This is a genomic window from Rubellimicrobium aerolatum (genome assembly GCF_017872975.1).
Lineage (GTDB): Bacteria > Pseudomonadota > Alphaproteobacteria > Rhodobacterales > Rhodobacteraceae > Rubellimicrobium > Rubellimicrobium aerolatum.
The window spans coordinates 26,588-47,548 of record NZ_JAGGJP010000003.1 but is presented as its reverse complement, the minus strand read 5'-3'; the positions used below and the strand labels follow the sequence as shown (position 1 = coordinate 47,548).

The 20,961-nt window shown below is 71.8% G+C and carries 25 protein-coding genes; 10 read left to right on the top strand and 15 right to left on the bottom strand.

The window, feature by feature from the left end; genetic code table 11:
- Nucleotides 1-2: 2 nt before the first annotated feature.
- Genes flgA through J2Z33_RS04485 form a run of 7 tightly spaced genes read right to left on the bottom strand, consistent with a single transcriptional unit; the run spans nt 3 to nt 3,261 of the window.
- Nucleotides 3-416, bottom strand: a complete 414-nt coding sequence (gene flgA / locus J2Z33_RS04515; protein ID WP_209838362.1) for a flagellar basal body P-ring formation chaperone FlgA — start codon at nt 414-416, stop codon at nt 3-5.
- A gap of 11 nt (nt 417-427) precedes the next feature.
- On the bottom strand, nt 428-1,213 hold the full coding sequence (gene flgG, locus J2Z33_RS04510; protein WP_209838360.1) for a flagellar basal-body rod protein FlgG: 786 nt from the start codon (nt 1,211-1,213) through the stop codon (nt 428-430).
- Nucleotides 1,214-1,219: 6 nt separating this feature from the next.
- Nucleotides 1,220-1,936, bottom strand: coding sequence for a flagellar hook-basal body complex protein (locus tag J2Z33_RS04505; protein ID WP_209838358.1), 717 nt, complete (start codon nt 1,934-1,936; stop codon nt 1,220-1,222).
- Nucleotides 1,937-1,939: 3 nt separating this feature from the next.
- Nucleotides 1,940-2,209, bottom strand: coding sequence for a flagellar biosynthetic protein FliQ (locus J2Z33_RS04500; protein ID WP_209838356.1), 270 nt, complete (start codon nt 2,207-2,209; stop codon nt 1,940-1,942).
- On the bottom strand, nt 2,206-2,496 hold the full coding sequence (gene fliE, locus J2Z33_RS04495; protein WP_209838354.1) for a flagellar hook-basal body complex protein FliE: 291 nt from the start codon (nt 2,494-2,496) through the stop codon (nt 2,206-2,208). The genes J2Z33_RS04500 and fliE overlap by 4 nt, the downstream gene beginning before the upstream one ends.
- 9 nt (nt 2,497-2,505) lie before the next feature.
- Nucleotides 2,506-2,889, bottom strand: a complete 384-nt coding sequence (gene flgC, locus J2Z33_RS04490) for a flagellar basal body rod protein FlgC (protein WP_209838352.1) — start codon at nt 2,887-2,889, stop codon at nt 2,506-2,508.
- A 3-nt stretch (nt 2,890-2,892) separates the two neighbouring features.
- Nucleotides 2,893-3,261 (bottom strand): FlgB family protein, encoded by a 369-nt coding sequence (locus J2Z33_RS04485; protein WP_209838350.1) that lies wholly within the window; start codon nt 3,259-3,261, stop codon nt 2,893-2,895.
- Nucleotides 3,262-3,363: 102 nt separating this feature from the next.
- Between J2Z33_RS04485 and J2Z33_RS04480 the strand changes: the two genes are divergently transcribed.
- Nucleotides 3,364-4,704: a FliI/YscN family ATPase gene (locus J2Z33_RS04480; RefSeq protein ID WP_209838348.1), complete on the top strand. Its 1,341-nt coding sequence runs from the start codon at nt 3,364-3,366 to the stop codon at nt 4,702-4,704.
- A gap of 539 nt (nt 4,705-5,243) precedes the next feature.
- Here the strand turns inward: J2Z33_RS04480 and J2Z33_RS04475 are convergent.
- From J2Z33_RS04475 to J2Z33_RS04450, 6 genes are all read right to left on the bottom strand, one after another.
- On the bottom strand, nt 5,244-6,029 hold the full coding sequence (locus tag J2Z33_RS04475; protein ID WP_209838346.1) for a DUF1217 domain-containing protein: 786 nt from the start codon (nt 6,027-6,029) through the stop codon (nt 5,244-5,246).
- Nucleotides 6,026-6,445 (bottom strand): flagellar biosynthesis repressor FlbT, encoded by a 420-nt coding sequence (gene flbT / locus J2Z33_RS04470; protein ID WP_209838344.1) that lies wholly within the window; start codon nt 6,443-6,445, stop codon nt 6,026-6,028. The genes J2Z33_RS04475 and flbT overlap by 4 nt, the downstream gene beginning before the upstream one ends.
- A complete protein-coding gene (gene flaF, locus J2Z33_RS04465) occupies nt 6,442-6,843 on the bottom strand; it encodes a flagellar biosynthesis regulator FlaF (protein WP_209838342.1) in 402 nt (133 codons plus the stop codon). Before flaF ends, flbT begins: the two co-directional genes overlap by 4 nt.
- A 90-nt stretch (nt 6,844-6,933) precedes the next feature.
- Complete coding sequence (locus J2Z33_RS04460) at nt 6,934-8,403, bottom strand: flagellin (protein WP_209838340.1); 1,470 nt, start codon at nt 8,401-8,403, stop codon at nt 6,934-6,936.
- Nucleotides 8,404-8,695: 292 nt separating this feature from the next.
- Nucleotides 8,696-9,031, bottom strand: coding sequence for a flagellar protein FlgN (locus J2Z33_RS04455; RefSeq protein WP_209838338.1), 336 nt, complete (start codon nt 9,029-9,031; stop codon nt 8,696-8,698).
- On the bottom strand, nt 9,021-9,299 hold the full coding sequence (locus J2Z33_RS04450; RefSeq protein WP_209838336.1) for a rod-binding protein: 279 nt from the start codon (nt 9,297-9,299) through the stop codon (nt 9,021-9,023). Before J2Z33_RS04450 ends, J2Z33_RS04455 begins: the two co-directional genes overlap by 11 nt.
- Nucleotides 9,300-9,400: 101 nt before the next feature.
- Here J2Z33_RS04450 and J2Z33_RS18655 point away from each other — a divergent pair, with 101 nt between their 5' ends.
- Nucleotides 9,401-10,783: a flagellar hook-length control protein FliK gene (locus J2Z33_RS18655; RefSeq protein ID WP_209838334.1), complete on the top strand. Its 1,383-nt coding sequence runs from the start codon at nt 9,401-9,403 to the stop codon at nt 10,781-10,783.
- Between the two features lie 9 nt (nt 10,784-10,792).
- Complete coding sequence (locus J2Z33_RS04440) at nt 10,793-11,455, top strand: flagellar hook capping FlgD N-terminal domain-containing protein (protein WP_209838332.1); 663 nt, start codon at nt 10,793-10,795, stop codon at nt 11,453-11,455.
- A gap of 384 nt (nt 11,456-11,839) precedes the next feature.
- Here J2Z33_RS04440 and ubiB read toward each other — a convergent pair whose 3' ends face one another.
- Together ubiB and ubiE are read right to left on the bottom strand one after the other, a co-directional pair.
- Nucleotides 11,840-13,366: a 2-polyprenylphenol 6-hydroxylase gene (gene ubiB, locus J2Z33_RS04435; protein ID WP_209838330.1), complete on the bottom strand. Its 1,527-nt coding sequence runs from the start codon at nt 13,364-13,366 to the stop codon at nt 11,840-11,842.
- On the bottom strand, nt 13,366-14,121 hold the full coding sequence (gene ubiE / locus J2Z33_RS04430; RefSeq protein ID WP_209838328.1) for a bifunctional demethylmenaquinone methyltransferase/2-methoxy-6-polyprenyl-1,4-benzoquinol methylase UbiE: 756 nt from the start codon (nt 14,119-14,121) through the stop codon (nt 13,366-13,368). The genes ubiB and ubiE overlap by 1 nt, the downstream gene beginning before the upstream one ends.
- Before the next feature lie 121 nt (nt 14,122-14,242).
- Between ubiE and mutM the strand changes: the two genes are divergently transcribed.
- From mutM to J2Z33_RS04395, 7 genes are all read left to right on the top strand, one after another.
- Nucleotides 14,243-15,097, top strand: coding sequence for a bifunctional DNA-formamidopyrimidine glycosylase/DNA-(apurinic or apyrimidinic site) lyase (mutM, locus tag J2Z33_RS04425; protein WP_209838326.1), 855 nt, complete (start codon nt 14,243-14,245; stop codon nt 15,095-15,097).
- 104 nt (nt 15,098-15,201) lie between these two features.
- Complete coding sequence (gene rpsT / locus J2Z33_RS04420; RefSeq protein ID WP_209838324.1) at nt 15,202-15,486, top strand: 30S ribosomal protein S20; 285 nt, start codon at nt 15,202-15,204, stop codon at nt 15,484-15,486.
- A gap of 628 nt (nt 15,487-16,114) precedes the next feature.
- The gene (dnaA, locus tag J2Z33_RS04415) at nt 16,115-17,512 is read left to right on the top strand and encodes a chromosomal replication initiator protein DnaA (RefSeq protein WP_209838322.1); all 1,398 of its coding nucleotides are present in this window, start codon (nt 16,115-16,117) and stop codon (nt 17,510-17,512) included.
- Between the two features lie 75 nt (nt 17,513-17,587).
- Nucleotides 17,588-18,709, top strand: coding sequence for a DNA polymerase III subunit beta (gene dnaN / locus J2Z33_RS04410; protein WP_209838320.1), 1,122 nt, complete (start codon nt 17,588-17,590; stop codon nt 18,707-18,709).
- Nucleotides 18,706-19,812 (top strand): DNA replication/repair protein RecF, encoded by a 1,107-nt coding sequence (gene recF, locus J2Z33_RS04405; RefSeq protein ID WP_209838318.1) that lies wholly within the window; start codon nt 18,706-18,708, stop codon nt 19,810-19,812. The genes dnaN and recF overlap by 4 nt, the downstream gene beginning before the upstream one ends.
- 14 nt (nt 19,813-19,826) lie before the next feature.
- Complete coding sequence (locus J2Z33_RS04400; RefSeq protein WP_209838768.1) at nt 19,827-20,255, top strand: VOC family protein; 429 nt, start codon at nt 19,827-19,829, stop codon at nt 20,253-20,255.
- Nucleotides 20,252-20,872: a LysE family translocator gene (locus tag J2Z33_RS04395; protein ID WP_209838316.1), complete on the top strand. Its 621-nt coding sequence runs from the start codon at nt 20,252-20,254 to the stop codon at nt 20,870-20,872. Before J2Z33_RS04400 ends, J2Z33_RS04395 begins: the two co-directional genes overlap by 4 nt.
- The last annotated feature ends 89 nt before the right edge of the window (nt 20,873-20,961 follow it).

Below are 20,961 nucleotides of genomic sequence, written 5' to 3'. Positions count from 1 at the left end.
TCTCATTCTGAAACGTAGGCCGCCCCGTCCGTGCCTACGCGGGCGCTGACGGTGGTGCGGGAGGCGGTGTTCATCACCCGGATCACCTCGCCGGGACCGGCGCGGTCCAGGGCGCGTCCCTCGGCGGTGATGAGGAGCCCGCCGCGATCGTAGACCAGCGCCACGATGGCGTTCCGCTCCACCACCGCCGGCAGGCCGAGGTCCTGCGGCCGGATGGGCCGCCCGGGGTAGAGAGCTACCCGCGTCTCGAGGCCGATGGCTTGGGCCGGGTCGCTGATCGCGCCGGGAACCTCCGCGTCCGACAGGACGAGGTCCTCGGGCGCGATGAGCGTCTGCGGCGCAAGGGTGCGGGCCGGGACGACGATCTCGGCCGGCGCTGGCGTGGCTAGCAGGGCAAGGGCGAGTGGGCGGAGCATCGGAAGGAACCTCACCGGACCTGGACCGTCGCGCCGAGCATCTGGTCGGCGGCCGAGATGACCTTGGAGTTGAGCTCGTAGCCGCGCTGCGCCTCGATCAGGTCGGTGACCTCCTTCACGGCATCGACCGAGGACTCCTCGAGGTAGCCCTGCCGCAACGTGCCCAGACCGTCCTGCCCAGGGGTGGAGACCAGCGCCGGACCCGAAGCGGGCGATTCAAGGAACAGGTTCGAGCCTGTCGCCTCCAGCCCCTTGGGATTGGTAAAGCTCGCCAGCGTGAACTGGCCCAGGAGCTGCGGCGCGGCCTGGTTGCTGAAGTAGGCGTAGACCTCGCCCTCGGCGTTGATGGACACCGACTGCGCGTCCGAGGGCACGGTGATCTCGGGCTGGACCGTGAAGCCGTCCGAGGTCACGATCAGGCCGTCCGGCGACAGCTTGAGCGAGCCGTCCCGCGTGTAGCCCGCGCCGCCGTCCGGCAGCGTCACCTCTAGGTAGCCCGCGCCCTCGATCGCCACGTCGAGGTTGTTGCCCGTGGCCGACAGCGCCCCTTGCGCGATCATCACCGACACCGCCGTGGGCCGCACCCCGAGACCGAGCTGCACGCCGACCGGCACGACCGTCCCATCCGTGGCGTTGATCGTGCCCGGCTTGACGAGCTGCTGGTAGTGGAGGTCCGCGAACTCGGCCCGCCGGGGCGAATAGCCGGTCGTGCTCATGTTGGCGAGGTTGTTGGAGATGACCTCGACCCGGGTCTGCTGGGCGGTCATGCCGGAGGCGGCGATCTCGAGGGCGCGCATGTCGGTCTACCTTGTCTGAAGGGCCTGGATGGTCTTGCGGATGCGTTCGTCCTCGCGGTCGAGGAAGCCCTGGCCCATCTCATAGGCGCGCTGGACCTCGATCATGCGGGACACTTCGAGCACGGGATTGACGTTCGACTCCTCCAGAAATCCCTGGAGCACGCGACCGTTCAGGGCGGGGTCGGTGCCCTCGTCGGCGCGGAACAGCGTCCCCCCTTCGCGCACGAGGCCGTCGGGCTCGCGCGGGAGGACGATGCCGACCTGGCCCACCGGCTCCCCTCCGGCCGAGATCGTCCCGTCGGGAGCGATGCCGACGGGGCCCTGGCCCTGCGGCACGAAGACCGGGGCCCCGCCCGCGTCGAGCACGGCGTGGCCTTCGGATGTCACGAGGTCGCCGTTCTCGTTGGCGGTGAAGTGGCCGGAGCGTGTCAGGCGCGGCCCTTGCGGCGTCTGCACCAGGAAGAAGCCCTCGCCCTCGATGGCGAGGTCGAGGTCGCCCCCCGTTGGCGAGAGCGAGCCCTGCGTCCAGTCCGTCAGCTTCACCCGCGCCGTCGCCATGGACAGCGACGCGCCCGAGCCGGTCGTGCGGATGTATTCCACGAAGCCCACCGATTCGCCTCGGTAGCCGGTGGTGTTGGCGTTGGCGATGTTGTTGGCCACCATCCGCATCTGGGCCATCAGGCCCGTCTGTCGGCCGAGGGTGGCGTAGACCGCGTTGTCCATGCCTCACCCTCCCACGATCGCGGGCGCGATGGTGTCGCGGAAGAAGCTCACCAGCGTCTCGGTCATGAAGCCCATGGAGACCCAGAAGACCGCAACGATGGCCGCGAGCTTGGGCACAAAGGTCAGCGTCTGCTCCTGCACCGAGGTGAGCGCCTGCAGGAGGCCGATGGCGAGCCCGGCGACCAGCGCCACCGACAGGATCGGCAGCGACAGCACCGTGGCGGTCCAGAGCCCCTGGCGGAGCATGTCGTAGAAGGCGACCTCGCTCATCATACCGGCATCCGCAGGATTTCCTGGTAAGCTTCCACGACCTTGTTGCGGACCGTCACCGCCGTCTCGACCGCGAGTTCGGTCTGCGTGAGGGCCTGCACCAGGGCGTGCGCGTCCGATCCGCCCGCCATGGCGGAAAGGGCCGTCCGCTCGCCTTGTGCGAGGGTGGCCGAGAAGTCGAGCGCGGCGTCGCGCACGAGGTTGCCGCCGGTGCCCGGCTGGGGCGCCGTGGCGGGCCGGGCGGCGGCATAGGCGTTGGTGACCTGCGAGAGGACGGCCTTGAGATCCATTCTGGTTCCTTATCGACGGAGGAGGTCGAGGAGGGACGAGGACATGGCCCGCGTCTGCTCGAACATCTTGAGGTTGGCCTCGTAGCTGCGCGACGCCTCGCGGGCGTCGGTCATCTCGAGGAGGAGGTTGACGTTGGAGCCGTCCACGTAGCCCCCGGCGTCGGCCAGCGGGTTCGAGGGGTCGTGGATCCGCTCCACAGCGGCTCGGTCGAGCGTGACGGGGCCGGTCGCCACCAGCCCGGGCTCGCCGGCGATGGCCGCGAAGCTGACGGTCTTGCGGTGGTAGCCCGAGGTGTCGGCGTTGGCGATGTTCTCGGCCGTCAGCCGCAGGCGCGTGGCCTGGGCCCGCAGGCCGGACATGGTCACCCGGAGAGCGTCGGAGAAGTCGGCCATGGCTCAGCGCCCCAACGAGGTGCGGAGCACCGTGATCGTGTGGCGCCAGATGGCCAGCGCGCGCCCGTGATCCCGCGATGCCTCGGCCGAGGCGAACATCTCGCTCTCGATCGAGACGGTGTTGCCGTTGGGCGAAGCCTCGCCATCGGCCTCGACCGGCTGCGCCTCCTCCAGCCCGCGACCGCCCTGGTGGCCGAGGCGCGTCGCGCGCATGGCCTGGGCGTCGAAGGTCGCGGCGAAGGAAGGGAGGGCCTGCGCCCGATAGCCGGGCGTGTCGGCGTTGGCGACATTCACGGCGGCCAACGCCTGACGCTGCCCGGCGTTGCGGGCCAGCGCGGACGACAGGCGCAGGATGTCCAGCGACTCGTACATCGGGGTTTCTCCCTCGAACAATGCAAGGGAAATTTAACACCGATTCCCTAATGATCGGTTCACGCGCCCGGTCTTGCGGGCAGAATCGAGAAAGGGACCAGAATGGCCGATCCGCTGATCGACCGCGTTGCCGCCGCCGTGGCGCGCGCGCGCGCCGACTTCCCCTTGGGCCGCGTCGCCGGGGCGAGCGGCGGGATGCTCCATGTGTCCGGGCTCTCGCAGAACGCGCGCTTGGGCGACCGGGCCCGGGTGACGCCCCGGCGTGGCGCTCCGCTCGCGGCCGAGGTGATTCGGATCGGCGAGGGACTGGTGCATCTGCTGCCCGAGGGATCGGCGGACGGGGTGTCGCTGTCCGACCCGGTGCGGCTCGAGCCCGCGCCTGCCTTTGCCCCCGACTCGTCCTGGATCGGCCGGGTCGTGGACCCCGACGGGCGGCCGCTCGACGGACGTCCGCTGCTCCCCGGGCCCGCGGCGCGGCCCCTGCGCGCCGATCCGCCGCCGGCGGGGATGCGGCGGGCCATGGGCGCGCGCACGGCGACCGGCTACGCGGTCTTCGACACGCTCCTGCCGCTCGCGCAGGGGCAGCGGATCGGGCTCTTCGCCGGGTCGGGCGTGGGCAAGTCCACGCTCCTTGCCGGCCTCGCGCGCGGGGTCGCGGCCGAGGTGGTGGTGATCGGCCTCGTGGGGGAGCGGGGGCGCGAGCTGCGCCACTTCGTCGAGGACGTGCTGGGCCCCGATGGGATGGCGCGCGCCGTCGTCGTGGCCGCCACGTCCGACCGCGCGCCGCAGGTGCGCCGTCGCTGCGCGCTCGCCGCGACCGCCGTGGCCGAGCACTTCCGCGACGAGGGCCGGCAGGTGCTCCTCCTCCTCGACAGCGTGACCCGATTCGCCGAGGCGCATCGCGAGGTCGCCGTCTCGGCTGGCGAGCCCGCGGCCCTGCGGGGCTTCCCCGCCTCAACCGGCCCCGCCATCGCCGCGCTCTGCGAGAGGGCCGGACCGGGCGCGGGCGAGCAGGGCGACATCACGGCAATCTATTCGGTGCTCGTGCAGGGTTCGGACATGGAGGAGCCGGTGGCCGACTGGCTGCGCGGCGTGCTGGATGGGCACGTGGTGCTCGACCGCGCCATCGCGGAACGGGGCCGGTTCCCGGCGGTGGACCTGCTGCGTTCGGTGTCCCGGTCCCTGCCCGGCGTCGCTTCGCGGCCCGAGAACCAGCTCATCGGCGAGGCGCGGGCGCTGCTCGGCGCCTATGACCGGGCGGCGCTGATGATCCGGGCGGGCCTCTACGCCCCCGGCTCCGACCCCGAGGTCGATGCCGCCGTGGCCGTGCAGGCCGGGCTCGACCGCTTCCTGGCCCAGACCGGCCTGCCTTCGCCGCAGGCGAGCTTCGCGGCCCTCCGCCAGGTCATCGCACCAGCGCGGCCGCAGGCCCGCAAGGCGTGACGCCGACCTGTGGAGTTCTGCGATCCTGGATGCCGCGTCCTACCGGGAAGGGACTTGCGCCGGCAGGGTCGCGGCTTTTCCGGGCACGAGGCGGGCGAAGAGGACGAGATGGAGGTCGCGCATTGTGGCCGGGAGGCGCTCGTCGTCGCGCGCCGGGTGGGCAGAGGCGCGTATGGGCCAACCAGGATTTCCGAAAGCGTCCGGAGAGCCGGGGCGAGCCCTTCATTTCCGACGTGCCCCGCATGGCGGCCAAGCGTGCGGAGGTGCGAGCCCGCTCCCACATCGCCGCCAGACCCAGCCACCCCGGCAGAAATGGGGCTCTGTCGGCCAGGAACCCGAGATGGTGGCGATCGGCGATCCTGTCATCTTGTGGGACATGCAGGGTCATGCGCCGCGCTGGGGGTGTTCCGCGAACTACCGTCCTGTCGCCTCGCACATGGTTATGACACCCGCCTGCCGGCTCGTGCGCGTGTGCAGGGGCAACCGAATCCTTCGTTCCGCAGGGCCATCGTCGCAGGCATGTGACAGCAGGGCGAGCTTCAGGACCTGCTCAGCAGGCTCAGAGCCATCGCGGCGGGAGTCGCCGCGCTCGTCTGCATCTCGGAGCGGACGAGGAACAGCCGGATCAGCTTCTCCTGCCGGGTCGCGTCGGTGAAGTCCGACAGCTTGGAGGTCCCGAACACCGCCTCGGATCGGCTCTTGAAGGCGGCGAGCTGCTTGTCCACGTCGACCGCGCTCAGGGTCGAGGGCAGGCCCAGCGCCGTCTCGAACACGCTCCGCAGCGGCGTGTTCCCCATCAGGTAGTACCACTGCGCGTTGGTGTTGGTTGTCGAGGCGGCGGTTTCAGCGAGGCTGTCCTTGAGGTTGAGCGCAAGGCGCAGGTTGTTGTCCTGCTCGCCGACGGCTTGCTCGAAGGATTCGGCCCGATACCTGGAGATGATGGTGTCAGGAAAGGTCGAGAGTCCCGTGCGCGCCCCGCCGTCCCCATAGCCGAACGCCTTGGCGAAGGCCGCGTAGCGCTTGTCCGACAGCTTGTTGGCGAGCGAGGCCGAGTTGAGCGTCCCGCCTTCCAGCACCTTCCGGAGGAAGGCCTTGGAGTTGATGTCCTCGGACAGGCCGAAAGCGCCCAGCGCGACCTCCAGCAGGCGGCGGTCGCCGACCAGGTCGGCGGCCGTCTTGGCCTTGGCGATGTTGGCCTTGAAGTAGTCGGTCGCGCGCTGGACCGGGGCGCTCTTGTTGAAGTTCGCCTCCTGACGGTCGAGCGTGCGCTGCAGGACGCGCCAGCCGGTGTAGCCGCCCAGCGGCAGGACCGGCTGGTAGGTCATGACGGCAGCCCGGACTGGCCGACCCCGCCGAGAAGCCGCTCCTCGCGCGGCAGCAGGCTGCGGAGGCGCTTGAGCGCCCGGTAGAAATCGGCCGCCTGCACGGCCTCGGCCGCTTCGGCCAGCGCAAGGCGGCTGTCGGGGTCCATCAGGGCCTGGGCCAGTTGCTCGATGCCGCGGAGGAGCTGGTGGCGGGCCTGGTCCTCGGCCACGTCGCCCGACAGCACGAGCTGGGCGATGTAGCAGACGCGGCGCACCGGCGTGTTGGCCTCGCCCGGGCGGATCGCGTCGCGCAGGCGCAGGATGTTGGCGTTGGGCGTCAGGATCGCGAGGCGCGACCGGCGGTCCCCGTTCTCGATCACCGCGCCGTTGACGAGGACCCGCTCCTTGGGGCCGAGCTTGAGGACGAGCCCGGTCATTGCGGCACCTGGGCCGGGGCGGCCGGCGTCCCGGCGAGGCCCCGCATGACGGCGGTGTTGATGTCGATCAGCGCCTGCGGCTCGGCCTCGCCCCGCAGGACGCGGGAGCTGTGATGCAGGGTGAACTTGGCCAGGTAGACGATGCGGGCGCGCAGCTCGGCGGGCAGGCCGTTGTCGCTGTCGGCAACATCGACGGCGAGGCGGGTCCAGAGGCGGCGGTTGTCGTGGAGCGCGGCGGCGAGGCGCGGGAAGGCGCCAAGCTCCGCCGGGTCGGCCTTTGCGGCGGCGTGGAGGCGGGCGGTGACGGTCGAGAAGACCTGATGCTCGGCGCGCCGGTCGGTCATGATCGGGGCGGCGGCCCCCGCATAGGCCTGGTGGGCTCGTTCGATGGCGTTCACGCGATGTCCTTTCGGGACCGGAGGACGGGCCGTGGCTTTGCCGCGGCGGGGGAGGGGGGCGGAGGCGCCGGGACGCCTCCGCCGTCGCGATCAGCGGAAGAGCGACAGGATCGACTGCGGCGCCTGGTTGGCGATCGACAGCGACTGCACGGCGAGCTGCTGCTGGGTCTGCAGCGCCTGGAGCCGCGCCGAGGTTTCCTCCATGTCGGCGTCCACGAGGCTGCCGATGCCGGTCTTCATCGTGTCCGTCAGGCTGGTCACGAAGTCGTTCTGGATCGACACGCGCGAGCTCGAGGCCCCGAACGAGGCGGCGGCGCTGGTGGCGGACTGGATCAGCGTCTCGATGTTGGCGAGCGCCGACTGCGCGTTGGCCTTGGTCGTCACGTCGATGCCCGCCAAGGCCTGCAGGCCGCCGGTGGCCGTGCCGCCCTTGGCGCCGCTCGCCGTGAGCGTTCGGGAGGTGGAGCTGTTGTTGTCGATCTGCAGGGACCACTGGTTGGTGGCCGAGTCGAGCCTCACGTTGGTGGAGATGCCGGCAACCTTGGCGGAGTCGATGACCCCCTTCAGCCCGCGGGCCACGTCCTCCATCGTCTCGCCCTTGCCGGCGACGTAGTCGAAGTTCTGGCCGCCGAGAACGACCCGGTAGCCGTCGCCTTCCGCGACCGCCGTGGTGCCGAAGGTCACCGTCTCGGCCCGCGCGGCGATCGTCGTGGCGGACAGGGTGCTCGTGCCGGAGCCGTTGTTGCTCGCCACCAGGGCGGTGGCATCGAAGGCCTTGGTGGACGACAGCGTGAGCACGCCGGCCGAGGCGGCGGCGGTGAGGCCTGAAAGCCCCAGTTCGTTGAGCTTGGAGGTCAGGCCGGTGGCGACGTTGGCGACGGTAGCTGCGGTGGCGGCGAAACTCACCTCCGTGTCGCCCACCTTGAACGTGAAGGTGTCGCCGATGGCGACGGAACCGGCGATGGTCAGCGTCGCGGTCTTGGCCGTGTTGGCCACGGGCGAGGCCGAGACGGTCGGGGCGGTCAGGGCCGCGCCGGTGCCCAGCTTGCCCGCCGACGTGGTCAGGTCGTTGCGGTCGGCGATGATGTTGGAAACGGCCACGGTGCCGTTGCTGTTACGGTCGAGCGAGGACAGCAGGTCCATCGACTCGGTGCCCTTGAGGAGGTTGACGCCGTTGAACTGCGCGCCCTCCACGATGGTCTTGATCTGGTCGCGCAGCTTGTCCACGTCGGTCTGGAGCGTGGCGCGGTTCGCGCTCTCGCTCTGGGCGGAGACGATGGTCGCCTTCATGTCCTTGAGGAGGTCGGTGATTTTCTCGGCGGCGGTCGAAGCCACGGCCAAGGTCGATTCGCCGAGGCTCAGGCTGTCCGAGATGGACTGGAAGCCCTTGACGTCGGACTCCATGACCTTGGAGATCGACCAGATGGAGGCGTTGTCCTTGGCGGTCGCCACCGTCTTGCCCGTCGAGATCTCGCTCTGGGTCTTGGCGAGGTTCGAGTTGACCGAGCGGAGGGTCTGGAGCGCGACCATCGCGCCGTTGTTGGTCAGAATGCTCGACATGATGAGTGGTCCTTCGTGATGCGCGTTTTGCGCCAGCGTTTCGGGAGGCCGGGGCCGCGAGTGGGCCGCGTCGGCGGTTCGTCATTCTGACCTGTGCTGAGGGAGCTTTGCCCCATCTGCGCCATCCATCGGATGCCAGGCCACCATGCGCCCCCGAGGTGAAGGAGGGCTTAACGCGGCGAGCGGAGATTCCTGCAATTCGAATCAAATGCGGCCGCCCGTGGGGAGGGCCTGAAACGGCCGCGCCCGGCGGTGCGGGGGCACGGCCGGGCGCGGGGCGCGGAGGCGGGCTTCAGGCCTTGCGCTCGATCCGTGGGGGGGCGGTGGGCAGCTCGGCCCGGAGGCCCTGGGCGTCGTAGGTGACGAGGCCCCGCCGCATGGTCGCCATGGCGGCGCGGCGGCGGACGGCCTCCCTCACCCCGTCGAGCGCGGCGGACAGGAGGGCCTGGTTGCGGGCCAGCCCGCGCGCCAGCGGGGCCAGAGCCGCCCCGCCCTCGCGCGGGAGCGCGGCGAGGCCGGCGGCCTTGCGGGGGGCGAGGGCCTGGAGCCCGTCCCAGGCGCCGGCGAGGATCAGGCGGCGCTCCTCCTCCAGCAGGAGGGCGAGGTCGGGGAGGGGCTCAGGCCGCATCTCGGGCCTTGAGCGCCTGGAACAACGATTCGGCCAGCCCGATCCCGCCGGAGCGGGCCATGCGGAGCGCCTGCTCCTCCAGCAGGAAGGAGGCGAACTGGTCCTCGCCGGCGCCGCCGCCCATCCCCCCGGGGGCGCGGCCGAGGCCGGCCTCGCTCAGCATCTGCTTGAGGAACCCGGCCTCGAGCTTCACGGCGGCCTCGCGCAGGGCGTGGTCGCGGGCGGCGAGGGGATCGGCGGGTGGGGCCAGCGGCGGGGGAATGTTCATGGGCGTCCTCGGAATCGGTGTCCGGGGCAGTTTCGCGCGGCCGGGTAAAGGATTCGTAAGTTTTCTGCGGGAAAAGGGGGTGACGCAGAAGGACGAATCGGATGGCAGGAGCGATCGCGGCAGGTTGGCCCCCGGTGGGCCCGGTCGGACCGGCGGCCCCCAGGGCGCGCGCGGACGGCGAGGGGCGGTCCCCCCCGGGGGACGACGGCTTCGCGGGACTGGTGGACGGCGGCGGGCCCAGGCCCGAGGAGGCGGCGCGGGCCGGCGAGGCGGATGGGGCCGAATCGCCTCCGGAGGCGACGGAGGACGGGGAGCGCGACAGGACGGAGGACGCGGCCGCCGTCGCGACCGCCGTCGTTCCGGTCATCCCCGCGCCGCCCCCGAGGACGGAGGCGGGCGTCCCGGCCCCGGAGGGCGGGCTTGGCGTTGGCGAAGGCCCATGGCCGGCCGTCCCGTTCCCGCTGCCGCCGAAGGGCGAGGTGGCGGGGCCGCCGGGCGAGGCGGGCCTTGGGGGTGCGGAGGCCGGCGAGGCCGAGGCCCCGGTCGCGGAGGCGGCGGAGCAGGCCGGGCCGGGGACCGGGGTGGCGTCGCGGGCGGGACAGGCGGCCGGCGCCGGGGCGGACGCGGCCCGGGCGCGGCTGGCCTGGACCGCCGTTTCCGACCCAGGCGAGGAAGCGGCCGCGAAGCCCGCCTCGGCGGGCGAGGCGTCGCCGGGAGATTTGGGCGACCCTGCGTCCCCTTCGCCGGCCCCCGCGCGGAGTCCCGAAGCCGCTCCCTCCGTTCCGACGCGGGCGCGGGCCGGCGAATCGGCCGGACTCCCGGAGCGCGGGTCGGAGGCCCGTTCGGCCGCGCGTCGCCAGGAAGGAACGGACGAGCCGGCCCCCGTCCGGGCCGGGCCGCCGGTCGCGGCCGAGCCGGTGGAGGCCGCGCGGGAGGCGCGCGCGCGGGGCGGAGGCTCGGCCAGTCCCGGGCGGACCCGCGCGGAGGACCGTGGCACGGCCGAGGGCGGGGCGGCCCCGACGGGGAGCTTCGCCGCCCTCGCCACGACGGCCCCCGGGCCCGAGGGGGCCGCGACCGCCCGGAGCGTCGCGCGCCAGATCGCGGCGCAGCCTGCGCTTCGGACCGGGGGCGCGGCCGAGGTGAGCTTGGCCCCCAAGGAGCTGGGCGAGCTGCGCCTGAGCGTCGAGGTCGTGGGCGACGGGCTTCGCGTCCATATCGAGGCCGCGCGGCCCGACACTGCCGACCTGATGCGGCGGCACGTGGAGGCGCTGCGCCAGGAACTGCGGCAGGAGGGGCTGGGCGGGGTCAGCGTGTCGATCGGCGGGGGCGACTCCCAGCGCGAATCGACCTCGCAGGGGCGGTCCCAGGGGGCCGACCGTCCCGGCTATGCCGCCGTCGGGAGCGCCGGGACGGCCCTGGCCGAATCCCTTCCCGTCGCCGCCCGGCCCCGCGCCGCGCCGGGCCACATCGATCTGCGATTCTAGGAGAGCATCTTGGACATCTCGACCGTCACCGCTTCGACCACGACCGCCGCCTCGGCGGCCTCCCCCACGTCCCCGGGCGTGATCTCGAGCGACTTCAACACCTTCCTGAAGATGCTCACCGCGCAGATGCAGAACCAGGACCCGCTGAACCCCACCGATTCGTCGGACTACGCGACTCAGCTCGCGACGTTCTCCGGGGTGGAGCAGCAGGTGAAGACCAACGACCTGCTGAACAGCCTGTCGGCGCAGCTCGCGCTGTCGGGGCTGGGGGTGATGGCGGGCTGGGTCGGGCAGGAGGCGCGGGCGGCGATGCCGGCGCGGTTCGACGGATCGCCCGTGACGATCGTGCCGTCCGTCGATTCGGCGGCGGACGAGGCGCAGCTCGTGGTCCGCGATCCATCGGGCCGGGAGGTGGCGCGGGGCGCGATCCCCGTCTCCTCGGAGCCGGTCGAGTGGGCGGGGGTGGGCGAGGACGGCTCGCCGCTGGCGAGCGGGCTCTACAGCTTCGAGGTGGTGAGCCTGAAGGACGGGCAGGTGCTCGGGTCGAAGGTGGCGGAGGTCTATGGCACGGTGACGGAGGTGCGGACGGAGAACGGCGCGACGGTGCTGGTCATGGAAGGGGGCGCGACGGTGGCCTCCTCGGCGGTGACGGGGCTGCGGCGGGCGGGGTGAGGGGCGACGTGAAGGGCGGTCCGATGATGCCGGGCCGGACACGGCGGCCGTCAAGGCGCGACCGTCGCGACTCGGCGGTCGGGGAGGGCCTGTCGATGGCGGCCATCAGGCTGGGGCATCGATCCTTGGCGGCGGCGTTCGGGGCCGGGTCCGGTTGTCCGGCGTTGCCGGGCGGGTGCATGGGCTCCGACGGTTGGGCGGATCGGCGGGTCAGGCATGGACCGTCGCGCTTGGGCATCGGTCCTTGGCGGCGGATCATGGAGGCCGAGTCCCTTCGCTCGGGGCTGCTCGGGCGGGTGCGGAGGCTTCGGCCGCCAGGAGGGCCCGGCCGGTCGGACATGGTCCGTCGGGCGCGGATCTTGGTGGCGGACCAAGGAGGGGGTGTCAGAGCACGCCGGCGATGAGGCCGCCCAGGACGGCCAGCGCCGCGCCGGCGGCCATGTAGAGCGCGGCGGCGAGGAGGCCGGGGCGCCAGGGGGCGGGCGGGGTCGCGGTGCGGATCAGGCCCTCGCGCGCCAGCTCCGGGAGGCGGGGCGAGAAGCGGGCAAGGATGCGGGCCGAGCGGGCGAGGTCGCGGGCCAGCGCCAGGGGGCCCAGCGAATCGCGGATGTAGCCTTCGACCACGGGCCGCGCGCCGTCCCAGATGTTCATGCGGGGGTCGAGCGTGCGGGCCACGCCCTCCACCACGACCATGGTGCGCTGGAGGAGGATGAGCTCGGTCCGGGTCTGCATCCCGAAGCGCTCCGTCACCTCGAAGAGATAGGCGAGGAGGCGGCTCATGGCGATCTGGGAGGCGTCCATGCCGAAGATCGGCTCGCCCACCGCGCGCAGGGCCTGGGCGAACTGGTCCACGCTGCGGTCGGCGGGGACGTAGCCGGCCTCGAAATGGACCTCGGCCACGCGGCGGTAGTCGCGCTGGATGAAGCCGAACAGGATCTCGGCGTAGACGCGGCGGGTGTAGTCGTCGATCCGGCCCATGATGCCGAAGTCGTAGGCGACGATGTTGCCCTCGGCGTCCACCTTGAGGTTGCCCTGGTGCATGTCGCCGTGGAAGTAGCCGTCCCGCAGCGCGTGGCGCAGGAAGAGCTGGAGGACGCGGCGGGCGAGGTCCTCGGTGTCGTGGCCCTGGGCGCGCAGGGCCTCCACGTCGGCGGCGCCGATGCCTTCCACCCAGTCGAGCGTCATCACGCGCTTGCCCGAATGGGCCCAGCGGACGGCGGGGACGCGGAAGCCCGGATCGTCCTTGGTGGTGTCGGCGAACTCGGAGGCGGAAGCGCTTTCGAGCCGGAGGTCGAGCTCGCCGCGCACGACGCCCTCGAAATGGGCGATCACGTCGATGGGGCGCAGGCGGCGGGTCTGCGGCACGAACAGGTCGAGCGTGCGGGCGGCGAAGCGGAAGGCGTCGATGTCGCGGCGGAAGGCGCGCTCGATGCCGGGGCGGAGCACCTTGACGGCCACCTCCTCGCCCGTGGCGCGGAGGCGCGCGCGGTGGACCTGGGCGATGGAGGCGGCGGCGACGGGCTCGGAGAACTCGGAGAACAGCTCGTCCACCGGGCGGCCGAGATCGGCGGCGACGGCGGCCCTGGCGACGGGGGTGGGGAAGGGGGGCAGGCGGTCCTGGAGGATGCGGAGCTGCTGGACGAGGCCTTCGCCCACGATGTCGGGGCGGGTGGAAAGGATCTGGCCGAACTTGACGTAGGCGGGGCCGAGCGCGGTGATGGCGCGCGTGACGGGGGGCATGGCGGGGTCGCCCGCATAGCCCAGCCAGCGGAAGGGCCACACGAGCCCGCGCACCAGCCCGCGCAGGAGAGGCGGGGCCTGCATGGCGTCGAGGATCTGGGTCATGGCCCCGGTCCTCTCGAAGGTCGCGCCCGTCCGCAGCAGGCGGACGATGTTGACCGGCCCGCGCATCAGATCTTCCAGGCGGAGTGGAGGCAGGCCACGCCCAAGGACAGGTTGCGGAAGCTGGCGTTCCGGAAGCCCGCCTGCCGGATCAGGCCGAGGAAGGTCTCCTGATCCGGGAAGCGGCGGATCGATTCGACGAGGTATTGATAGCTCGCGCGGTCGCCGGTGACGGCCTGGCCCATGCGGGGGATCACGTTGAAGGAGTAGAGGTCGTAGGCCGCCTGCAGGAGCGGCACCGGCACCTGCGAGAATTCGAGCACGAGGAGGCGGCCGCCGCGTTTCAGCACGCGGAAGGCCTCGGCCAGCGCGGCCTCGGGGCGGGTGACGTTCCGGATGCCGAAGGAGATGGTGTAGCTGTCGAAGGTCGCGTCCGGGAACGGGAGTGCCATGGCGTCGCCCGCGACCCAGGTCAGGCGGTCGGCGAGGGCCTGCGCCTCGGCCCGGCGGCGCCCCTCGACCAGCATCGATTCGGTGAGGTCGAGCACGGTGACATGGGCGCCGGGCGCGCGGCGCAGGAGGCGGAAGGCGATGTCGCCGGTGCCGCCCGCCACGTCGAGCGCGCGCATCCCCGGCCGGGGCGCGAGCCAGTCGAGCATCGCGTCCTTCCAGAGCCGGTGGAGCCCGCCGCTCATCAGGTCGTTCATCAGGTCGTAGCGCGCGGCGACCGAGGTGAAGACGCCCTGGACGCGGCCCGCCTTGTCGGCCTCGGGGATGGTCTCGAAGCCGAAATGGGTCGTCTGGTCGCGGCTGTGATCGGGCATGGGTCCGGCTCGCTTGGGGTTGCGCGCCGGAGGGTGGCGCGCGGTCGTGACTTGCCAAGGCTTGTGGGGCCTCGCGTCCGGGTCCTTATAGGGGACGCCCTGCCCGCGAAAGGACCCAATCATGCCCGAGCTGCCCGAGGTCGAGACGGTGCGCCGCGGCCTGCTGCCCGTGATGGAGGGGCGGCGGATCGCGCGGGCCGAGGTGCGCCGGCCGGACCTGCGCTGGCCGTTCCCCGAGCGCATGGCCGAGCGGCTGACCGGCGCGCGGGTGGAGCGGCTGGGGCGGCGGTCGAAGTATCTGCTGCTCGACCTCGATTCGGGCGAGACGCTGATCGCGCATCTGGGGATGTCGGGGCGGATGCTGGTGGGCGGCGCGGTGCTGGGCGGGTTCCACCACGACGTGGGTGCGGCTCCGGGGCCGCACGACCATGTGGTGTTCGAGATGGAGGGCGGCGCGCGCGTGACCTTCAACGACGCGCGGCGGTTCGGGGCGATGGACCTGTGGCCCACGGGAGAGGTGGGGAATCACCGACTGCTGCGGGCGCTGGGGCCGGAGCCGCTGGGCAACGGGTTTTCCCCCGAGGGGCTAGAGGCGGCGTTCCGGGGGCGGGCCGCGCCGGTTAAGGCGCTGCTGCTCGACCAGGGGATCGTGGCGGGATTGGGGAACATCTATGTCTCGGAAGCCTTGGCGCGGGCGGGAATCAGCCCCTTGCGGCCGGCGGGCCGGGTGACGGCGGAGGAGGTCGCCTGCCTCGTGGCGGCCATCCGGGCGGTTTTGGAGGAGGCGATCGAGGCCGGGGGGTCGTCCCTGCGCGACCATCGGCAGGCGAATGGGGAGCTGGGGTATTTCCAGCATTCGTTCCGCGTCTACGATCAGGCGGGCCAGCCCTGCCGCACCGAGGGCTGCGGCGGCACCGTCGCGCGGGTCGTGCAGTCGGGGCGGTCGAGCTTCTACTGCCCGGAGTGCCAGGGCTAGAGTTGACAGCCGGCAACTTCGTCCCGCCAGTCGGTTGACACTTACCCACATCCCGTCTAGGGACGCGGCTTCAGATTTAAACCCCTGCCGCGGGACGACATCACATGGCCAATACGCCCCAGTCCGCGAAGCGCGCCCGCCAGAGCGAGGCCCGTTTCAAGATCAACAAGATGCGCCGCTCGCGCATCCGCACCTTCCTGCGCAAGGTCGAGGAGGCGATCGCCTCGGGCGACAACGCCGCCGCCCGCGAGGCGCTGCGCCAGGCCCAGCCGGAGCTGATGCGCGGCGTCAGCAAGGGCGTGGTCAAGAAGAACACCGCGTCGCGCAAGATCTCGCGCCTGGCCGCCCGCGTGAAGGCGACCGGCGCGGCTCCGGTCGCGACGGCCTGAGTCCCAGCGACTCGCGGCATCAAGGGGCGCATCCCGCGGGGGATGCGCCCCTTTTCTTTTGTTTCCAAGGAATTGCGCGACTCGGGGGTGTGGGTCGGCGGACTCGCGCCGGGGCGCTTGTCCAGAGGGCGGCGGGGCGGGTTCCGGGCCTGGGGACAAAAATTTCGAGTCCTTGGCGAGTCTGTCACAAGCCTGTGACGCGACTCGGCTGAATCCTCAGGAGTCGGACGAGTCGTTAAGGAAGCGTTACGATTCGAGTCCCGGGACTCGGGCGTCAAGCGTGTTGTTCGGTTGCGGGACCCCGGGGAGTTGCTAGCTTCAGTCCTGCGATTCCGGTCGTTCCTGGGGGAATGAAGGGATTGGCGCGACATGGCTCCGCATCCTCCGCCCCTGCCAGGGCGGCGCGGGGCCGCCGGGTCGGCCCTGCCAGGCCGGTCGGGGTGATCCTGTCGCGCTGGTCGGGAAGGGTGGGTCCGCGCTGCCACGCGGGTCCCGTTGCCGTGCGCCGTCCGAAGGGGCGGGCGCGGTGCCTTGCATCATCCCCTGGGGACGTCTCGGGCGTGGAACGAGGCGAGGTCCTGGGGGGACCGGCGGGCGACGTGGCCCGTTCGTATGCGAGGACGATGACATGGCGGACGGCGCGGGCTTCGGAACGATCCACGCGGACAGCGCGGAGGGCGTGGACGCCCTCTGGGGCCGGGTCCGGGCGACCCTGCGGGAGCGGGTGGGCGCGGGCAGCTTCCAAAGCTGGATCGCGCCCTTGCGCCTCGCCTCGGTCGAGGAGGGCGTGGCGACCCTGACGGTGCCGACGGCCTTCCTGGGCTCCTACGTCGCCCGCAATTTCCAGGACGCGATCCTGGCGGCGCTGGCCGAGGCCGGCGCGCCGTCGAGCCGGCTCGTCTTCGCGCCGCAAGGCCGGGTGGCGCCGCAGGCCGCCGCCGCCGCGCCGGTCGCCCCGGCCCCCGCGCCGCAGGCCGAGCCCGCCGAGGAGGCGATGCGGCTCGACCCGCGGCTGGTCTTCGACCGCTTCGTGGTCGGCAAGTCGAACGAGCTGGCCTACGCCGCCGCCCGCCGCATCGCCGAGGGCAACGCGGTGGGGTTCAATCCCCTGTTCCTTCATGGCGGCGTGGGCCTGGGCAAGACCCACCTCATGCAGGCCATCGCCCACGAGATGCGGGCGCGGCGGCCGCAGACGCGGGTGCTGTATCTCTCGGCCGAGCAGTTCATGATCCGCTTCGTGACCGCGCTGCGCGACCGCAAGATGATGGATTTCAAGCAGGTCTTCCGCGCGGTGGACGTGCTGATGGTGGACGACATCCAGTTCATCGCCGGCAAGGACTCCACGCAGGAGGAGTTCTTCCACACGTTCAACGCGCTGGTGGACCAGGGCAAGCAGATCGTGCTGACCGCCGACCGCTCCCCCGTGGAGATCGCGGCGCTGGAGGAGCGGGTGACCTCGCGGCTCCAGTCGGGGCTGGTGGTGCAGGTGAACCCGGCCGACTATGAATTGCGGCTGGGCGTGCTGCAATCCAAGGTGGCGGCAGCGCGGGCGGCGGACCCCTCCTTGCGGATCGCGGACGGGGTGCTCGACTTCCTCGCGGCGCGCGTGACCTCGAACCTGCGGGTGCTGGAAGGGGCGCTGACCCGGCTCTGCGCGCAGGCGAGCCTTGTGGGTCGCGAGATCACGCTGGACCTCGCCCGCGACTGCCTGGGGGACGTGCTGCGGGCGTCGGACCGCAAGGTGTCCATCGAGGAGATCCAGCGGCGGGTGGCGGAGCATTACCACATCCGGCTTGCGGACCTGATCGGGCCCAAGCGGCTGCGGAGCTTTGCCCGGCCGCGTCAGGTGGCGATGTACCTGTCCAAGACCATGACGAGCCGGTCGCTGCCGGACATCGGCCGGCGCTTCGGCGGGCGCGACCACACGACCATCATGCACGGCGTCCGCAAGATCGAGGAACTGCTGGGCACCGACTCGCAGATCGCCGACGACCTCGACCTGCTGAAGCGGGCGCTGGAGTCCTGATCCCCTCTTGAGAAGGGCAGGGAAACGGATAGGGTTCGCCTCCCGGCGAACGGGGCATGACGGGGGAGAGAGCATATGAAATTCAGCATCGAACGGGCCGTTCTCTCCAAGGCCGTGGCGCAGGCGCAGTCGGTGGTGGAGCGGCGGAACACGATTCCCATCCTCGCCAACGTGCTGATCGAGGCGGAAGGCGACGGCGTGCGCTTCCGCGCGACCGATCTGGATGTCGAGGTGGTGGACCGCGCGCCCGCGCAGGTGGCGCAGAAGGGCGCGACGACCGTGGCGGCCTTGATGCTGAACGAGATCGTGCGCAAGCTGGGCGACGGGGCGCTGGTGACGCTGTCCACGCAAGGGGCGCCGGGGCGGCTGACCATCGAGGCGGGGCGGTCCACGTTCCAGCTCTCGACCTTGCCGGTCGAGGATTTCCCGCAGATGGCCTCGCCCGACTACACCACGAGCTTCGAGGCCCCCGCGCCGCTGCTGCGGCGGCTGTTCGACAAGTCGAAGTTCGCGATCTCGACCGAGGAGACGCGGTATTACCTGAACGGGGTCTATTTCCATGTGTCCGCCGGCGCGGATGGCAAGCGCGTGCTTCGCGCCGTGGCGACCGACGGGCATCGGCTGGCGCGAATCGACGCGGAGCTGCCCGAGGGCGCGGACGGGATGCCGGGCGTGATCGTGCCCCGCAAGACGGTGGCGGAGCTGCGCAAGCTGCTCGACGACGACGAGGCGGTCATCAAGGTCTCGGTCTCGGACACCAAGATCCGCTTCGAGACGCCGAGCCTCACGCTGACCTCGAAGGTGATCGACGGCACCTTCCCGGATTACACCCGCGTCATTCCGCAGGCCAACGCCCGGCGGCTGGAGGTGGACGCCAAGGAGTTCGCCCGCGCCGTGGACCGGGTGGCCACGGTGTCGTCGGAACGGTCGCGCGCGGTGAAGCTGAACCTCGACGAGGACCGGCTGATCCTGTCGGTGAACGCCCCGGACCAGGGCACCGCCGAGGAGGAGCTGGCCGTGGCCTACGGGGACGAGCGGCTGGAGATCGGCTTCAACGCGAAATACCTGCTGGAGATCGCCCATCAGGTGGACCGCGAGAACGCGGTGTTCCTGTTCAACTCCTCGGGCGACCCGACTGTGATGCGCGAGGGCGACGACCTGTCCGCGCTCTATGTCGTGATGCCGATGCGGGTGTGAGGCCGCACGTCCAGCACCTCGCGCTGTCGCAGTTCCGCAGCCACGCGCGGGCGCGGCTGGCCTTCGACGGGCGGCCCGTGGCGCTTTGGGGCGCGAATGGGTCGGGCAAGACGAACCTGCTGGAGGCGGTGTCCTTTCTGTCGCCGGGACGGGGCTTGCGTCGCGCGGGGGCCGAGGAGGTCGGGCGGCGGGCCGAGGGCGTCGGCTGGAGGGTGGCGGCGACGCTGGATATGCCGGGCGCGGTCCGCGAGGTCGAGACCCAGGCCCATCCGGGCGAGCCTAGGACCGTGCGGATCGACGGCAAGAGCGCGCCGCAGCTCGACCTCGCGCGGCTGATTCCGGTGCTCTGGCTGGTGCCGGCGATGGACCGGCTGTGGCTGGAAGGGGCGGAGGGTCGGCGGCGATTCCTCGACCGGGCCTGCCTGAGCCTGTTCCCCGACCACGGGGAGGCGGCGCTGGCCTACGAGAAGGCGATGCGGGAGAGGAACCGGCTGCTGAAGGATGGCTCGCGGGATGGGCATTGGTATGGGGCGCTGGAAGGGCAGATGGCCGAGGCGGGGATGCGGCTGGCGGGGAACCGCGACGCGACGCTGGGCCGGCTGATGGCGGCGCAGGCGCGGGCCGAGACGGCGTTTCCGGCGGCGACGCTCGCCATCGTCTACCCCGAGGAGCCGCTGCCGGAGACGGAGGCCTTGTTCGCGCAGGCCCTCGAACGCGGGCGCTGGCGCGACATGGCGGCGGGGCGGAGCCTGCTGGGGCCGCATCGCGCCGACCTCGACGCCCTGTGGACGGCCAAGGGCGTCGCGGCGCGCGACTGCTCCACGGGGGAGCAGAAGGCGCTGCTGGTGTCGCTGATCCTCGCCAACGCCCGCGCGCTGGAGGAGGACGGCACCGCGCCGGTCCTGCTGCTGGACGAGGTGGCGGCGCATCTCGACCCCGGCCGGCGCGCGGCGCTTTATGACGAGGTCTGCGGGCTGGGGTTGCAGGCCTTCCTGACCGGGACGGAGCCCGCGCTGTTTGCGGAACTGGGCGCGCGGGCGCAGTATTGGGAGGCCGCCGAGGAGGGCGGCGTCAGCATCTTGCAGGAACGGAGCCCACCATGACCCGCCACCATCTGTTGCCCGAGCAGCGCGTGACCCTGGTCACGCTGGGGGTGCGCGACTTGGGGCGGTCGCGGGCCTTCTATCGCGCGCTGGGCTGGCAGCCGGCGCAGGAGACGGAGCGGATCTCGTTCTACCAGATGCACGGGGCGGCGCTGGCGCTGTTCGGGCTCGGAGACCTCGCGGACGACCAGGACCGGCCGGTGGGCGAGCTGGGGACGGGGGCGGTGACGCTGGCGCAGAACTTCGGCGCGGAGGAGGACGTGGACGCCGCCTGGCATCGGGCGATGCAGGCGGGAGCCAAGGCGATCAAGGTTCCGCAGGCGACGTCCTGGGGCGGCTATTCGGGGTATTTCGCCGACCCGGACGGCCATGTCTGGGAACTGGCGGTGAACCCGTTCTGGCCACTGGCCGAGGACGGGAGCCTGACGCTGCCGACGCCATGACCGTCTCGCTTGCGGATCTGGGGTTCTATGCGGTTGCCGTGGCGCTCCTGTGGCTCACGCCCGGGCCGGTCTGGGTGGCGCTGACGGCGCGGACGCTGGCGGGGGGCTTCCGAAGCGCGTGGCCCCTCGCGGTGGGGGTGACGCTCGGGGACCTTCTGTGGCCGTTCTGCGCGATCCTGGGCGTGACCTGGGTCCTGTCGGTCTGGGGCGGCTTCCTTGCGGCGCTGAAATGGGTCGCGGCAGGGACTTTCGTTCTCATGGGCGCGCTGGTGATCCGGGGCGCGGGCCGGCCGCTCGGGGCCGATTCGCGGCTGACGCGGCCAGGGATGTGGGCGGGGTTCGGGGCCGGTGTGCTGGCGATCCTGGGCAACCCGAAGGCGATCCTGTTCTACATGGGGATGCTGCCCGGCTTCTTCGACGTGACGCGGCTGGGCGGCCCCGACATCGCGGCGATCCTCCTCGTGTCGGGGACGATCCCTCTCCTCGGCAACCTGGGGCTGGCGCTGGTCGTGGACCGGGCGCGGACCCTCCTGTCCTCGCCGGGGGCGGTGCGGCGGACCACCTTCGCGGCGGGCGGGCTGCTGGTCGGCGTGGGGCTCCTGATCCCCTTCCTGTGACCCCCGCCGGGGGTGGCAATCCGGCCGGGAAACCCCATATTTGCAAGGGCCAAGGGGTGACATCACCCCCTCCTCCCCCTATAAGATCG